Origin of the sequence: Chromohalobacter sp. 296-RDG, from assembly GCF_029889885.1 — a bacterium.
GTDB lineage: Bacteria > Pseudomonadota > Gammaproteobacteria > Pseudomonadales > Halomonadaceae > Chromohalobacter.
Genome location: NZ_JARANY010000017.1, coordinates 1 through 14,449, shown reverse-complemented (window position 1 = coordinate 14,449; position 14,449 = coordinate 1). Strand labels below are relative to the sequence as shown.

The 14,449-nt window shown below is 59.9% G+C and carries 13 protein-coding genes, 3 tRNA genes and 2 pseudogenes; 14 read left to right on the top strand and 4 right to left on the bottom strand.

Features of this window, described 5'->3' with window-relative positions; translation table 11 throughout:
- Positions 1 to 95: 95 nt before the first annotated feature.
- The 5 genes and pseudogenes from OP495_RS08650 (at position 96) to OP495_RS08630 (ending at position 5,396) form a co-directional block, all read left to right on the top strand.
- Positions 96 to 2,108: an NADPH-dependent 2,4-dienoyl-CoA reductase gene (locus OP495_RS08650; protein ID WP_280568576.1), complete on the top strand. Its 2,013-nt coding sequence runs from the start codon at positions 96 to 98 to the stop codon at positions 2,106 to 2,108.
- A 333-nt stretch (positions 2,109 to 2,441) separates the two neighbouring features.
- Positions 2,442 to 3,491: a low specificity L-threonine aldolase gene (locus OP495_RS08645; RefSeq protein WP_280568573.1), complete on the top strand. Its 1,050-nt coding sequence runs from the start codon at positions 2,442 to 2,444 to the stop codon at positions 3,489 to 3,491.
- Positions 3,492 to 3,681: 190 nt separating this feature from the next.
- Positions 3,682 to 3,942: pseudogene (locus OP495_RS08640) on the top strand (DUF444 family protein); the annotation flags it as partial.
- A 253-nt stretch (positions 3,943 to 4,195) separates the two neighbouring features.
- Complete coding sequence (locus tag OP495_RS08635) at positions 4,196 to 4,471, top strand: Lrp/AsnC ligand binding domain-containing protein (RefSeq protein WP_280563034.1); 276 nt, start codon at positions 4,196 to 4,198, stop codon at positions 4,469 to 4,471.
- 73 nt (positions 4,472 to 4,544) lie between these two features.
- On the top strand, positions 4,545 to 5,396 hold the full coding sequence (locus tag OP495_RS08630; protein WP_280568570.1) for a DNA/RNA non-specific endonuclease: 852 nt from the start codon (positions 4,545 to 4,547) through the stop codon (positions 5,394 to 5,396).
- A gap of 72 nt (positions 5,397 to 5,468) precedes the next feature.
- On the opposite strand, the gene OP495_RS08625 is transcribed toward OP495_RS08630, so the two are convergent.
- The 3 genes from OP495_RS08625 to OP495_RS08615 all read right to left on the bottom strand — a co-directional run bounded on the left by OP495_RS08625 (position 5,469) and on the right by OP495_RS08615 (position 5,788).
- Positions 5,469 to 5,555: transfer RNA gene (locus tag OP495_RS08625), tRNA-Leu, on the bottom strand.
- A 28-nt stretch (positions 5,556 to 5,583) separates the two neighbouring features.
- Positions 5,584 to 5,670 (bottom strand) — tRNA-Leu (locus OP495_RS08620).
- Positions 5,671 to 5,701: 31 nt separating this feature from the next.
- A tRNA-Leu gene (locus OP495_RS08615) sits at positions 5,702 to 5,788 on the bottom strand.
- 203 nt (positions 5,789 to 5,991) lie between these two features.
- Here OP495_RS08615 and rnr point away from each other — a divergent pair.
- From rnr to OP495_RS08570, 9 genes are all read left to right on the top strand, one after another.
- On the top strand, positions 5,992 to 8,406 hold the full coding sequence (rnr, locus tag OP495_RS08610) for a ribonuclease R (protein WP_280568568.1): 2,415 nt from the start codon (positions 5,992 to 5,994) through the stop codon (positions 8,404 to 8,406).
- A gap of 31 nt (positions 8,407 to 8,437) precedes the next feature.
- Positions 8,438 to 9,223 (top strand): 23S rRNA (guanosine(2251)-2'-O)-methyltransferase RlmB, encoded by a 786-nt coding sequence (gene rlmB / locus OP495_RS08605; protein WP_280563039.1) that lies wholly within the window; start codon positions 8,438 to 8,440, stop codon positions 9,221 to 9,223.
- A gap of 189 nt (positions 9,224 to 9,412) precedes the next feature.
- Entirely contained in the window at positions 9,413 to 9,829 is a 417-nt protein-coding gene (gene rpsF, locus OP495_RS08600; protein WP_280563040.1) for a 30S ribosomal protein S6, read from the top strand.
- Between the two features lie 23 nt (positions 9,830 to 9,852).
- Complete coding sequence (gene rpsR / locus OP495_RS08595) at positions 9,853 to 10,080, top strand: 30S ribosomal protein S18 (RefSeq protein WP_040244525.1); 228 nt, start codon at positions 9,853 to 9,855, stop codon at positions 10,078 to 10,080.
- 18 nt (positions 10,081 to 10,098) lie between these two features.
- Positions 10,099 to 10,950 carry a hypothetical protein gene (locus OP495_RS08590; protein WP_280563041.1) on the top strand — a complete coding sequence of 284 codons (852 nt, stop codon included), beginning with the start codon at positions 10,099 to 10,101 and terminating at the stop codon, positions 10,948 to 10,950.
- A gap of 15 nt (positions 10,951 to 10,965) precedes the next feature.
- Entirely contained in the window at positions 10,966 to 11,412 is a 447-nt protein-coding gene (gene rplI, locus OP495_RS08585; protein ID WP_280563043.1) for a 50S ribosomal protein L9, read from the top strand.
- Between the two features lie 204 nt (positions 11,413 to 11,616).
- Positions 11,617 to 13,005 (top strand): replicative DNA helicase, encoded by a 1,389-nt coding sequence (gene dnaB / locus OP495_RS08580; protein ID WP_280563045.1) that lies wholly within the window; start codon positions 11,617 to 11,619, stop codon positions 13,003 to 13,005.
- Between the two features lie 65 nt (positions 13,006 to 13,070).
- Complete coding sequence (locus tag OP495_RS08575; RefSeq protein ID WP_280563047.1) at positions 13,071 to 13,370, top strand: hypothetical protein; 300 nt, start codon at positions 13,071 to 13,073, stop codon at positions 13,368 to 13,370.
- Between the two features lie 353 nt (positions 13,371 to 13,723).
- A complete protein-coding gene (locus tag OP495_RS08570) occupies positions 13,724 to 14,026 on the top strand; it encodes a DUF6482 family protein (protein WP_280563048.1) in 303 nt (100 codons plus the stop codon).
- A gap of 128 nt (positions 14,027 to 14,154) precedes the next feature.
- Here the strand turns inward: OP495_RS08570 and OP495_RS08565 are convergent.
- Positions 14,155 to 14,449, bottom strand: a pseudogene (locus OP495_RS08565) (cryptochrome/photolyase family protein); the annotation flags it as partial.

Here is a 14,449-nt window from a genome sequence, read left to right as displayed (position 1 = left end):
TCGGGATTGCCTCCCGGAACGCCTTCGCTACACTGTTCATACAGTTGTTTGAAAATGTATGGTGGTTTCAAACCGTGTGCAAGCGAGGACGCGCCGTGACTCAGTATCCGCATCTCTTTCGCCCGCTGACCGTGGGGCCCGTGACGCTCGATAACCGCATTCTGATGGGCTCGATGCACACCAATCTGGAAGAAGCCCCCGAAGGCTTCGCGCGTCTGGCGGCGTTCTATGCCGAACGGGCACGCGCGGGTATCTCGTTGATTGTCACCGGCGGCATCGCTCCGATTCCCGAGGGTGCTGTGTTCGAAGGCGCCGCCAAATTGACCGAGCCGGACGAGGTCGAGGCGCACCGGCAGGTGACCCAGGCAGTACATGCCGAAGGCAGCCATATCTGCATGCAGATCCTGCACGCCGGACGTTATGCCTATTCGCCTGCCCTGGTAGCGCCCTCGGCGCTCAAGGCACCGATCAACCCTTACACGCCCCGGGCGTTGAGCGGCGATGAGGTGACGGAGCAGATCGAGGCCTATGTCAATTGCGCTCAAATGGCTTGCGAGGCGGGCTACGACGGCGTCGAGGTCATGGGGTCGGAAGGCTACCTGATCAATCAGTTCCTGTGTCGGCGTACCAACCACCGCGACGACGAGTGGGGCGGCGAATTCGAGAAGCGCATGCGCTTCGCGGTGGAGATCGTGCAGCGCATTCGTCGGGCACTGGGCGATGATTTTTTGATCATCTTTCGCCTGTCGATGATCGACCTGGTCGAGGACGGCAGCAGCCATGACGAAGTCGTAGCCCTGGGGCGCGCGATCGAGGCGGCGGGCGCCAACCTGATCAATACCGGGATCGGCTGGCACGAGGCGCGCGTGCCGACCATCGTCACCAGCGTGCCGCGAGCGGCCTTTACCGAGGTCACGCGGCGCCTGCGGGAGGTGCTCAAGGTGCCGTTGATTGCCACTAATCGCATCAATATGCCCGAGGTGGCCGAGCGTGTGCTGGCCGAAGGGCACGCCGACATGGTCTCGATGGCGCGCCCCTTTCTTGCCGACCCCGAGTGGGTGGCCAAGGCGCGCGAGGGGCGTGAGGCGTTCATCAATACCTGTATTGCCTGCAACCAGGCCTGTCTGGACCACACCTTCCAGGGCAAGTTGACCTCGTGCCTGGTCAATCCACGCGCCTGTCACGAGACCGAATTGACGCTCGCACCCGCAGCGACGCCGCGTGACATCGCGGTGGTCGGGGCCGGGCCGGCGGGGCTGGCGGCTGCCGTGTCGGCGGCGCAGTGCGGTCATCGCGTCACGCTTTTCGAACGCGAGGCCGAGATCGGCGGTCAATTTCGCTACGCGCAGCGTATCCCTGGCAAGGAAGAATTTCGCGAGACGCTGCGCTATTACCGCAGCATGCTCGAGGCGCTGGATGTGACGGTGTGCCTGAATACATCGGCCGAGGCACAACGCTTGCGGGCCTTCGATGTCGTGGTGCTGGCTTCGGGCGTCGCGCCGCGGGCGTTGTCGCTGCCTGGTAGCGAGGATCCGCGCGTGGTGGACTATCCCACGGCGATCATGCACCCCGAGTGTGTCGGCGAGCGCGTGGCGATCATCGGCGCCGGCGGGATCGGCTTCGATGTTGCGGAACTCTTGACCCATGCCGAGCATCCCGCGTTGGATCGCGAGGCGTGGTGTGCCGAGTGGGGCGTCGACTTGTCGTTGGCGGCACGGGGTGGTCTCGTGACACCGCAAGCGCCGAGGGTGCCCCGCGAGGTGACGCTGCTCCAGCGCAAGACCAGCAAGCCCGGCAAGGAGCTGGGCACGACCACCGGCTGGGTGCATCGTGCCGCCCTGCGCCAGCGTAGGGTGCGCATGCTCAGCGGCTGCGAGTATCTCGGCATCGATGCTGCGGGGCTGCATATCGTGCGTGATGGTCACCGGGAATGCCTCGAGGTGGAGACGGTCGTGGTGTGTGCCGGCCAGGTATCGGTGACGGATCTCGAAGCGCCGCTGACGGCGGCCGGCTGTGAAGTGCACGTCATCGGCGGGGCGCAGGCGGCGGCGGAGCTCGATGCCAAGCGGGCCATCGATCAGGGCACTCGTCTGGCGGCACGTTTATAAGAGGGTGTTTTCAAAAGGACTGCGCTCGACAATCCGGCGTTAAAATCGGCCTCGTACGCGAGCCCGGTCAAAATACTCATTTACCCCGTGTAAACTCCGTTTTTTCGCCCGATTTTGCCTTGTCTTGACTTCGCTCGCCCGTTTTGTAACTCCCCCTCTAAAAAAGCGCGTGTATAAGAAGGCGCATGCTGGCGGGCTTCCGATGAGAGGCGGCGATGAGTAGACTGGATCGAGACGCAATTTTTTGCAGGTTAACGGCAGACGTTGGCACCCGACGCCTGGCGTTGCGTTTCAAGCGTCCTTCCTTCTCGCCACCTATGAGGACAACAAGGCATGGAATCCGACTGTACGCCGCGTTTTCTGGCCAGCGACAATACCTCCGGCATCTGCCCCGAGGCGCTCGACTATATGTTGCGTGCCAACGAAAGCGATGATCTCGCCTATGGCAACGATGCCTGGACTCAGAAAGCCGCCGACCGCTTTCGTCGTTTCTTCGACTATGACTGCGACGTGTTTTTCGTCTTCAACGGTACCGCTGCCAACTCGCTGACACTCGCCTCGATGGGACAGAGCTTTCATAGCGTCATTTGCCACGAACTGGCGCATATCGAAACCGACGAATGCGGCGGCCCGGAGTTTTTCTCCAACGGCGCCAAACTGCTGACATGCTCGGGTGCGGATGGGAAGTTGACGCCCGAGGGGATCGAGTCGCTGGTAACGCAGCGTAGTGACATCCACTACCCCAAGCCGCGCACGATTTCGCTGACCCAGGCCACCGAGGTGGGCACCGTGTATACCCGCGATGAGCTGATGGCGATTCGTGCCATGGCGGATAAACATGGTCTGCACGTGCACATGGATGGGGCGCGCTTCGCCAATGCCTGTGCGTCGCTCGAGGCCAGGCCGGCGGAGCTCACCTGGCAGGCCGGTGTCGATGCGTTGTGCTTCTCGGGGACCAAGAATGGCTTGCCGATGGGCGAGGCGGTGGTCTTCTTCAATCACGCCCTGGCGGAGGATTTCGGTTACCGTTGCAAGCAAGCGGGGCAACTGTCCTCCAAAATGCGCTTCATTACGGCACCTTGGCTGGGATTGCTGGAAAGCGGCGCCTGGTTGCGTAACGCCGAGCATGCCAATGGCATGGCACGTTATCTTGCGGAAGGCTTCGCTGCCTTGCCGGGAGCTGAGTTGATGTTTCCCGCCCAGGCCAACAGTGTTTTCGTGACGTTGCCCGTCGCGGTACTAGAGACCCTGCGCCAGCGCGGCTGGACGTTTTACACCTTCATCGGCGCGGGCGGTGCGCGCTTCGTCTGTGCCTGGAACACCACCCAAGCACTGCTCGATCGCTTGCTCGACGATGCGCGCGACGTCTTGTCGGCTGCCTGATCGAGACGCCAGGGCGAGGGTATCGATGTACTCTCGCCTGGCCCGCCTTTTTTGGATTTCAACGAACCAATGGCCGTTTATGGGCTCTCATGTCCAGGGTCGTGGCGCTTCGTTGAAAGGAAATACTACGGGCTACGAGCTACGAGGGGCGCCGAATCTATCGACAAATATTGGTGACGAGGTGAGCGACATGCGCTATTTCATTGATCGACGCGCCAATGCCAAGAACAAGATCACTGTGAACCGGCAGCGTTTCCTGCAGCGCTATCGCAGTCATATCAAGCGCTCGGTGGAGGAAGCAGTCAACCGGCGCTCGATCACCGACATGGAGCGTGGCGAGAAGGTTTCGAACCTCACCAAGGACATTTCCGAGCCGGTGTTTCAGCATGGCCCTGGTGGCTCACGGACCATCGTCAGTTCCGGCAACCAGGAATTCGTCGAGGGCGATCGTGATGAGATGCTTACCATCAGTGCCATTCACGATGAACGCGGATATCGCCGCTATCAGTGGCCGCTCCCCGGTATCAGTGGCCGCTCCCCGGTGATGCGCCAGGCGGTGACTGAAACGCGTCGCTAGCCGCGGTGCGCAGGGCTGATATACTGGCCTTCGCGCCGTCGGCGAAGTGTCGTGCCGGTGCGTCTTGAGCGTGCCGGCCTAGGCGGGTGCGACGCCCCGAGTGCAGTAGGCAGTGTAGGAGAGTGTCATGCAAAGTGCGGTGATTTTGATCGATGTGGAAAAGGGCCAGATCAATGCGGTCGCCCAGCGGTTGGCCGAGCTGGAGGGGATCAGCGAGGTGTTTTCCACCTGTGGCCGTTATGACCTGGTGTCCATTGCCCGTACGCGCGACTTCGAGTCGCTGGCGCAGCTCGTGACCGAGCGCCTGATGGAGGTCGAGGGCATTCGTGAAACGGAGACACTCAACGCCATGCAGGTGCATTCGCGTCACGATCTCGAGACCATGTTCTCGTTAGGTTGGTAGCGGCGTCCTCATCGTCTAGGGTAATCGCTCACTTCACGTTTTCGTTTTCGCAGGACAAGGACACGTCGCCGGCATGATCGCCGTTATTTCCTATCAGTTTCGGCGCTTGGTGCGTGGCGCGGGCATTTCTCTGGTTTTTGCCGTGGTGGGGTCCGGCCTGTGGTATTGGCAGGAGCGCGAGGTCCGCGACCAGCTTAGCTGGATGGGTGTGCCCGCGTGGCAGACCACCAGTTGGCAAGGATTTAACCGGGTACTGCGTAGTGACGCCTTTCTGGTGGGGTGGTCGGATATTCGGGTCAGCCCCCTATGGGTCAGTTATTCGCTTCATGAAACGCCTGATGCGCCGATCGGTGATCGCCCGCATGGCTTTGCGCAGGACTGGCGCTCGTTGTGGCCGGTCACTTCGGATCAGTACACGCACAGCGGCTACGACCGCGGCCACCTGGCTCCCAACTACGCCATTGCCCGCGTATACGGGCGTGCGGCCCAGCTCGATACCTTCCAGATGACCAATATCACGCCGCAGCGCCCCGATTTGAACCGGCGTGTGTGGCAACGTCTCGAAGAGGTCGTGATGGACGATTTCCTACCGCGCTTCGAGCAACTCCGAGTGGTCACCGGTCCGGTCTTCGATGAGCGCTTCATGCATCGGGTGGGCTTCACCCAAGTGCCGTCGGCGTTTTACAAGATCATCGTGGTGCCTGGTGAGCATCCGCGGGCGCTGGCGTTCCTGATTCCGCAGACGGTGCGTGGCGACGAGCCGCTCGACCGTTTTCTGGTCAGTATCGATGAGCTCGAAGCGAGAACGCGGCTCGATTTTTTCCCACGCTTGCCGGAAGGTGTCGAAACGTCCTTGGAAGCGAATATCGAGACAGACGGGTGGGGATTGCAGCGTGTCGCGCGGCGACCCGGGCGTTACCAATAGGAGAATAGGGAGTTACAGAAAGGGGGTTCTAGAGAGCGGGGACTTTGAAACATTATAAATCAGCATGCACGGTGGTGCCTAGGAGAGGACTTGAACCTCCACGTCCATACGGACACTAGCACCTGAAGCTAGCGCGTCTACCAATTCCGCCACCTGGGCGCGTCATGCACTTTACTGATGTTTCTGATGGTGCCCGGAAGAGGACTTGAACCTCCACGTCCATACGGACACTAGCACCTGAAGCTAGCGCGTCTACCAATTCCGCCATCCGGGCGTTGCCTTGCGTCGATCTCGTGAAAGATCGATGGTGCCCAGGAGAGGACTTGAACCTCCACGTCCATACGGACACTAGCACCTGAAGCTAGCGCGTCTACCAATTCCGCCACCTGGGCAAGGCGCGATGTATAATACCCATTTTGAGTGCGAATGCAAGCCACTTCGCCATGCATCATGCCTTGTTTCTTGGCAGGCAGGTAGTCGTCATGGTTGGGTCGACTGGCTGTGCCCGCTATACTGGCGGCATGATTGAATTTTATAACAACGCCATTGGCGCACCACGTTTACTTGCCACTTCGCCTGTAAGGAAGTCATTACCATGAATCATTGGAAGCTCAGTGACGATCCGCATGCGGAACGTGAAGCGAGTAAATACGATAATCCGGTCCCCAGCCGCGAATACTTGTTCGCCCGCCTGGAAGAATACGGTAAGCCCATCACACCCGAAGACCTCAGTAGTATGCTGGCGGTGGATGATGAAGAGCGCCTGGAAGGCGTGCGTCGGCGGCTTGCTGCGATGGAGCGTGAAGGCCAGATACTACGCAATCGACGTGGCGCCTACGCGTTGATCGACAAGCTCGACCTCATCAAGGGGAAGGTCCAGGGCCACCGTGATGGCATGGGCTTCTTGATCCGAGAAGATGGCAAGAAGCCCGACCTGGTGATGCCGCCACGTCAAATGCGGCGTGTCTTCGACGGCGATCAGGTGCTGGTGCGTGTCAGCGGTCGTGATCGGCGCGGGCGTGACGAAGCGACCATCGTTGAAGTCATCGCCCGCAACACGCAGTCGCTGGTGGGCATCTACCGTCAGAATACCGCCGAATTCGGCGTGCTGATTCCCGAGAAATCGCGTATCGCTCAGGAAGTCATCATCCCGCATAGCGTCAGCGGCGGCGCGCGTGACGGACAGATCGTCTCGGCTCGTATCACCCAGCAGCCGGCGACCCGCGTGCAGCCGGTGGGCGAAGTCACGGAAGTGCTCGGCGAACGCATGGATCCCGGGATGGAAATCGACATCGCCATCCGCAGTTACGAGATTCCTGCCGAATTTCCGCCCGAAGTGCATGCCGAGATCGCCGACATGTCCACGTCCGTGGACGAGGCCGACAAGCAGCACCGCATCGACTTGCGCGATGTGCCGCTGGTGACCATCGACGACGAGTCCGCCAAGGACTTCGACGATGCCGTCTGTGCCTGGAAGACCAAGTCCGGGGGTTGGAAACTCTTGGTGGCCATCGCCGACGTGTCGCACTACGTGCGTCCGGGTAGCGCGCTGGATCAGGAGGCGTTGACGCGCGGCACCTCGGTCTACTTCCCCGGCCAGGTCGTGCCGATGCTGCCGGAGTTGCTCTCGAACGGGCTGTGCTCGCTCAATCCCGAGGTCGACCGTCTGGCGCTGGTCTGCGAGATGAACATTTCACCGAACGGTGCGATCAGCCGTTACCGTTTCTACGAAGCGGTCTTCCAATCCCATGCGCGCCTGACCTACAACAAAGTCTCCTCGATTCTCGATGACGAAGGCCCCGAAGGGGATGCTCTGCGCGAGCAGTATCGCGATCTCGTGCCATCGCTCAAGAATCTCAAGAGTCTCTACACGATCCTGAGGCAAGCCCGCGAGGAACGCGGCGCCATCGATTTCGAGACGACCGAGACGGCCATCGTCTTCAACGATCAGCGCAAGATCGAGAAAATCGTGCCGCGCTCGCGCAACGATGCGCACAAGATCATCGAAGAGTGCATGCTGGCCGCTAATGTGGCGACGGCGCGCTTTCTCGACAAGCATGATCTGCCGGCGCTGTATCGCATTCACGAGAAGCCCTCGCCGGAACGCCTGGACAAGTTGCGTCTGTTCCTCAACGAGTTGGGGCTGTCTCTGGGCGGGGGTGACGATCCCACGCCGCAGGACTACCGTGACCTTGCCGAGGCGATCAAGGGTCGTTCCGACGCCGACGTCATCCAGACGGTGATGCTGCGTTCGATGAGTCGTGCGGTTTATTCGCCACAGAACGATGGTCACTTCGGTCTGGCGTATCCTGCCTATGCGCACTTCACTTCGCCGATTCGTCGCTACCCGGATCTGCTCGTGCATCGCGCCATTCGCTCGGTGATTCGCGGTCCGCGGCAGACCAATACGGTGCTGCGTGCTGAAGGCGCGCCGGTAGAGCCGCCCAGCCAATGGGCACCGTATAGTTTCGAGCAAATGCTCGAGCTCGGTGAGCATTGCTCGATGACCGAGCGTCGTGCCGACGATGCCACGCGTGACGTGGAGGACTGGCTGAAGTGCGAGTTCATGTCGGACAAGCTGGGTGAGGTTTTCGAGGGCACCATCGCCTCGGTAACGCAGTTCGGCGTTTTCGTGCGTCTCGACGACGTCTATGTCGAGGGTCTGGTCCACGTGACCTCGCTGCCGTCCGATTATTATCATTACGAGGCCGAGAAACACCGTCTCAAGGGTGAGCGTAGCGGCATGTCCTACCGACTGGGCGATGGGGTCACCGTGCAGGTGGCGCGCGTCGACCTGGACGATCGCAAGATCGACTTCGAACTGGCCGACGAGAAACCGCGTCCGCAGAACCCCGCTCGGCGCAAGAAATCCCCTAGCGATGGTGCATCGGCACGCGGCAAGCAGGGCGAAGGGCAAGCCGGCAACGCGACGAAGAAGGAGCGTGACGGCAACAAGCCGCGTCGGCGTTCGCGAGGCGGCAAGGGCGGCGGCAAAGGTGACAAGCGTTGAATAGGCGCCATAGAGCGGGTAGTAGAGCATCATGAAAGCTAAACCTTCCCGGGCGCGTGTCGCGACACCCGAAGGCTTGGACGCCGTGTATGGTGTGCACGCCGTGCGGGCATTGTTCGAGCGAGGCCAGCCGCCACGAGAGCTCTGGTTGCAGGAAGGGCGTGCCGAGGCACGCCTTGAAAGCCTTCTGGAGAGCGCCCGTCAGGCTGGCATCAAGTGCGTCGGCGTCGCCCGCGAAACGCTCGATGGAGTGGCCAAGGGTGCCGTGCATCAAGGAGTGATCGCCTTCGCGCCACCGCTGCAGGCCGAGAGCGAGGAAGCGCTTTGGTTTCGCCTCGGTGCCTGGCAGCAGCCGTCTCTGCCGTTATTGTTGATCCTCGATGGGGTGACCGATCCACATAACTTCGGTGCCTGCCTGCGCAGCGCCGACGCGGCAGGTGCGCACGGTGTCATCGTACCCAAGGACAAGGCCGCGCCCCTCAACACCACGGTGCGCAAGGTGGCCTGCGGCGCTGCCGATGTCACGCCTGTCTATCAGGTCACCAACTTGTCGCGGGCGATGGCGCGCCTCAAGACGCACGGGGTATGGATCGTCGGTACGGCGGGCGAGTCGGCGCAGGACCTTTACGAGATCGACTTGGTAGGGCCGGTGGCCATTGTCATGGGCGCCGAAAGCAAAGGCATGCGCCGGCTGACGCGCGAGGGCTGCGATCTGCTCGCCAAACTGCCCATGGCGGGTAGTGTTTCCAGTCTCAATGTCTCGGTTGCCACAGGCGTGTGTCTGTTCGAAGCCGTGCGCCAACGCCATGACGCTTGATGCCTGGTTGGGCGAGACAAGTTGCATGCACGCGGGGTGATCACTACAATTGGTCGGCTTTCCGGGCATCGTTTTGCGTGTCTGGAAACATAGAGATTTTCTCTCCTTGCTTCTCGCGGTCCTGCAGCCTTGTATAGGTACTTGTGCATGACGGGCCTCGTGGAAGCTGTCAAACCGTAAGGAGCTATCATGCGTCATTACGAAATCGTGTTCATGGTCCACCCGGATCAGAGCGAGCAGGTGCCGGCCATGGTCGAGCGCTATACCGGGCTCGTTACCGAAAACGGCGGCACTGTGCATCGTCTGGAAGATTGGGGGCGTCGTCATCTGGCCTACCCGATCAACAAGATCCACAAGGCCCACTATGTACTGATGAACATCGAGTGCAGCGGCGAAACTCTCGACGAAATCGAGAATATCTTCCGCTTCAACGATGCCATCATCCGTAGCCTGGTGGTGCGTTGCAAAGAGGCGGTCACCGAAGCGTCTCCGATGATGAAGCCGGCTGAAGAAAAGACGCGTCGTCGTGAAGAGAAAAACGAGCGTCCGAACGTTGAGCGTTCCGAAACGAACGCTGATGCCGACGCCGAAGCTGAAGCCAACTGATTCGTACCTCTGGAGGATAAACCATGGCACGCTTTTTCCGTCGCCGTAAGTTTTGCCGCTTCACCGCCGAAGGCGTGAAGTACATCGATTACAAGGATCTTGATACCCTCAAGTCCTATATCACTGAAACCGGTAAGATTGTCCCCAGCCGCATTACCGGCACCAAGGCTCGTTATCAGCGTCAGCTGTCCACGGCCATCAAGCGCGCTCGTTATCTGGCGCTGCTGCCTTATACCGACAGTCACCAGTAAAACAAGGCGACTGGCGCGATGCAGGCACTGGCCCGTTGGGTAATGCGTGGTACTCCGCAGGCGGCGATGGTCACGTTGATTGCGGCGTTGATTCCCTGGTTGTTCTGGCTGAGTGCCGCCGTCGCCGCGCTGGTAACGTTACGTCGCGGTCTGGGCCCTGGCCTGCCCGTCTTGATTACCGCCGCGCTGCCAGCCGGCTGGTGGTGGGTGCAGGGGGATGCCGTTCCGCTTGCCAGCGTTTTGCTGGTGACGCTGATGGCGACCATACTACGCGCTCGGATGCGTTGGGGGGAGACCCTGATTGCCGGCATGCTGGTCTGTGTGGTGCTGGTCCAGTCCGGCATTTTCCTTCCTCCGGGTGGGGCGGGACCGCTGCTCGAACAGGTGCGCCAGAATTCGGCGGACGTCGATGCCATGCTCACCGAGATGAGTGCCCAGGGTGTGCCCAGCGAACAGTTGGCGGGCATGTTGATTGGCGGCGTGACAGGGCTAGTGGTACTGCTTGCGGCAGTCGCTTGTTTGGCACTAGCGCGTAGCTGGCAAGCCGGGTTGTATAACCCCGGCGGCTTTCGCAACGAGTTCCATGCGCTGCGCTTGAACACCAAGGAGCTTTTGCTGCTGGTAGGCGTTGGTGTATTGGGCGTGCTGGTATCCATGCCGATGGCGACGATGCTGGCGTGGATACCCTTGCTCGTGGCAGGCATTGCGCTGGTGCATGGTTGGATTGGATTGAAGGGGATGAGCGGGTTCTGGTTGGTCGGCTTTTATGCATTGCTGCTGACGACTTGGCCCACGATTCTGGTTGTGCTGTTGCTGGCCGTTGTCGATACTTTCGCGGATTTCCGCGCACGTTTGGCCGGCAACCACTGATGAGAGGTTAACGAGATGGATATCATTCTGCTCGATAAGATTGGCAAGCTGGGTAACTTGGGTGACCAAGTCGCCGTCAAGGCCGGTTATGGTCGCAACTACTTGGTGCCTTACGGTTTGGCCGTGCCGGCCACCAAAGAAAACGTTGCCGCTTTTGAAGCGCAACGTGCCGAGCTCGAAGCGCAAGCCGCAGAGCGTAAGTCCGAAGCCGAAGCACGCGCTGAACAGCTGGCTGAAATCGAGCTGTCGTTGGTCGCCAAGGCGGGTGATGAAGGCAAGCTTTTCGGCTCTATCGGCCCGCGTGATCTGGCTGACGCACTGACGCAGGCAGGCCTTGATGTGGTCAAGCGCGAAGTGCGTATGCCAGAAGGCCCGATTCGCCGGACTGGTGAGTACGACATTACGCTGCAACTGCACTCGGAAGTCGCTACCAGCGTGCGCATCGTGATCGTGGCCGAGTAAGCGATTACCGCCAAGTGACATGCCGGTATGGGGCGCGAAGGTTAACCTTCGCGCCCTTTTTGTGCCATGACCCACGGGCTTGGGGTACGTGAGACAGGGGCCATGAGGTGCAAAGGTATAGCCATCACGGCATCATGGGGGTGGCCGAAACGGTGACCGTCTGCACTTCACCGACCTTCGATATCGACCGGTCAGGAAACGAGCATGAGCGAATACGTCGAGCACGACCAGGAAACTGCGGCTCTCAAGGTGCCGCCACACTCGCTGGAAGCTGAGCAATCAGTGCTCGGCGGGCTGATGCTGGACAATAGCGCCTGGGATACGGTTTCCGAGCGTCTGACCGCTGACGATTTCTATCGCTACGAACATCGTCTGACCTTCAATGCGATGGCGCAGCTCGCCGAAGCAGGGCATCCGCTCGATGTGGTCACGCTCTCGGAGGCGCTGGAAAACCGCGATCAGTTGGAAGGCGTGGGCGGACTGGCTTACTTGGCCGAGTTGGCGCGCAACACGCCATCGGCGAGTAACATTCGTGCGTACACCGATATCGTGCGCGAGCGTGCCACCTTGCGCAAGTTGATCCAGGCAGCCAATCAGATCGCTGAAGGCGCCTTTGCTCCGCAGGGCCGGCCCTCTGACGAGCTGGTCAATGAAGCCGAGCGCCTGGTATTTCAGATCAGTGAGGACCGTCCCAAGACCGGTGGGGCGATCGGTATGAGCGACCTGCTCAGCAAGGCCGTCGATCGTATCGACGAGCTTTTCAACATGCAGGGCGAGATGACGGGGCTTTCCTCCGGCTTCCGGGATCTGGACGAGATGACGTCGGGGCTGCAACCGTCGGATCTTATTATCATCGCCGGACGCCCTTCCATGGGTAAGACGACATTCGCCATGAATGTGGTCGAGCATGCGGTCATCTCCAGTGACAAGCCTATCATGGTGTTTTCCATGGAAATGCCCGCCGATGCCTTGATGCTGCGCATGCTGTCCTCGTTGGGGCGTATCGATCAGACGCGTGTGCGCACCGGGCAACTGGAAGACGAAGACTGGCCGCGCCTGACCTCGGCGGTCAACTTGCTCAAGGACAAGCAACTCTTCATTGACGATACGGCAGGACTTTCACCCAATGAGATGCGCTCACGCACTCGGCGTCTGGCGCGCGAGCACGGTAACATCGGCATGATCATGATCGACTATTTGCAGCTCATGCAGATCCCCGGTTTTTCCGAGAACCGTACCGGCGAGATTTCCGAAATCTCGCGCTCGCTCAAGGCCTTGGCCAAGGAGTTCAACTGCCCGGTCGTCGCGTTGTCGCAGCTCAACCGCTCGCTCGAGCAGCGGCCCAACAAGCGGCCGGTGATGTCGGATCTTCGCGAGTCGGGGGCTATCGAGCAGGATGCCGACGTCATCGCCTTCGTCTATCGTGATGAAGTCTATAATCCTGACAACCCCGACAATCACGGCCTGGCTGAACTGATTATCGGCAAGCAACGTAACGGCCCGATCGGGACCGTGCACATGGCCTTCATCGGCAAGTACACACGTTTTGAGGATCTCGCTCCCGACAGCTACGGTCAGCATATGGACGAGTGATGATGGCCAGGCAAACATGCCGGTGTTGCCTTATAATGCCGGCTCGCAAGTGAACAGGAGGGGAGATGGCGAGCGGATTTCAACGTGGCAAGAAACGTACCCCTAAGCTCGAGGGGCGCGGTAAACTGGAAAGCGTCGAGCGTGAAGGGCCGTTCAAGGAATGGTTGGGGATGCCCGATCTCTACCGTTATTCTCTGGTCGTCGATGGTGAAACATACAGCTATCAGACTGAGGATGCCGAACTGCCTGTCGCGATCGGTGATCTAGTGGTGTTTCGCTACAAGGAAACCCGTGCGGGCAACTGGGTCGATCGTAACTCGCTCGGGGTGGCTATCGATCCATCCACGTACCAGCGTGATTCTTGATACATCACGTTGAGTGAACGCAGGGGCCGGTATGCCGGCTCCTGGCGAGAGGGGTTGTCGGGTCGGACCCCGTCTCATTGTTTGAGCGTTTCATATCCTTTCCTTCCTTTATGTATTTCCCTCGCCAAGTGTGCCAGTGGTGGAACTTCTTGCGCGGCGATACGTCTCAATGAGTGTATTTTTCCTCTTTTCAGTCAAGGTTTAGACGGATGGCACGCTCTTCGACGAGACGTTGATCACTGTCTTCGTCATACTTATTGCAACATTTCTGTCATCTGAACAAGGCAAGATGGACGTGCGCTGCGCTAAGTGGCGTATGTCTTTTCGAGTTTTATTTTCTCAGGGAGAACGTTATGGAAATCAAAGAGCTCAAACACTTCATGGATGCGGAGCATAACTTCGAGATTCGCGTCATAAGCCACGCAGGCAGTCGTCTGTACCGCGTCGAGATGGAGGACATCGAAGGCCAGTGCTACCCGCTGATGCGGCGTGGCAAACCGATGCTGTTTCGTGCCCTGGACGATGTCTATGCCGAGCTCAATCAGGCAGGAATCCATCGCGCCTATCTCGTACAGTGGGTGGCCCATGACGAGGTGATCGGTCGTGACACTCATTATCAGTCTCCGCTGACTTCGCGCGTGCCGTTGGTATTTTGACGTCCCACGCATGATTCATCCAACGTGCGTCCAGCGCTCCATTCACCCACCGCAATGCTGAATTTATAGCCCGGCGAGAAGCCGGGGCCTGGGTGCGAAGGCACCGGGCATTTCCCTCGCTTGAAGCCTCACTCCCCATAGTCTTTTGCATGCTGCCCTTGCCCATAGGGTGACGTCCACGTCAGCGTATCGAGAAAAGTCTCCGCCCGTTCGCGCAATGCCCGACGCTTCTCAGCCGGCATTTTGTTGAGCGTGCCGTAGATGACGCGCATGCGAGGATTATCAGCAAGCTGGTCGGCATGGCGTTCCAGAAAGCGCCAGTACAAGGCGTTGAGCGGGCAGGCATCGTCGCCTACGCTTTGTTTTGGATCATAGCGACACTGAGAGCAGTGATCCGACATGCGATCAATGTACTTGCCCGAG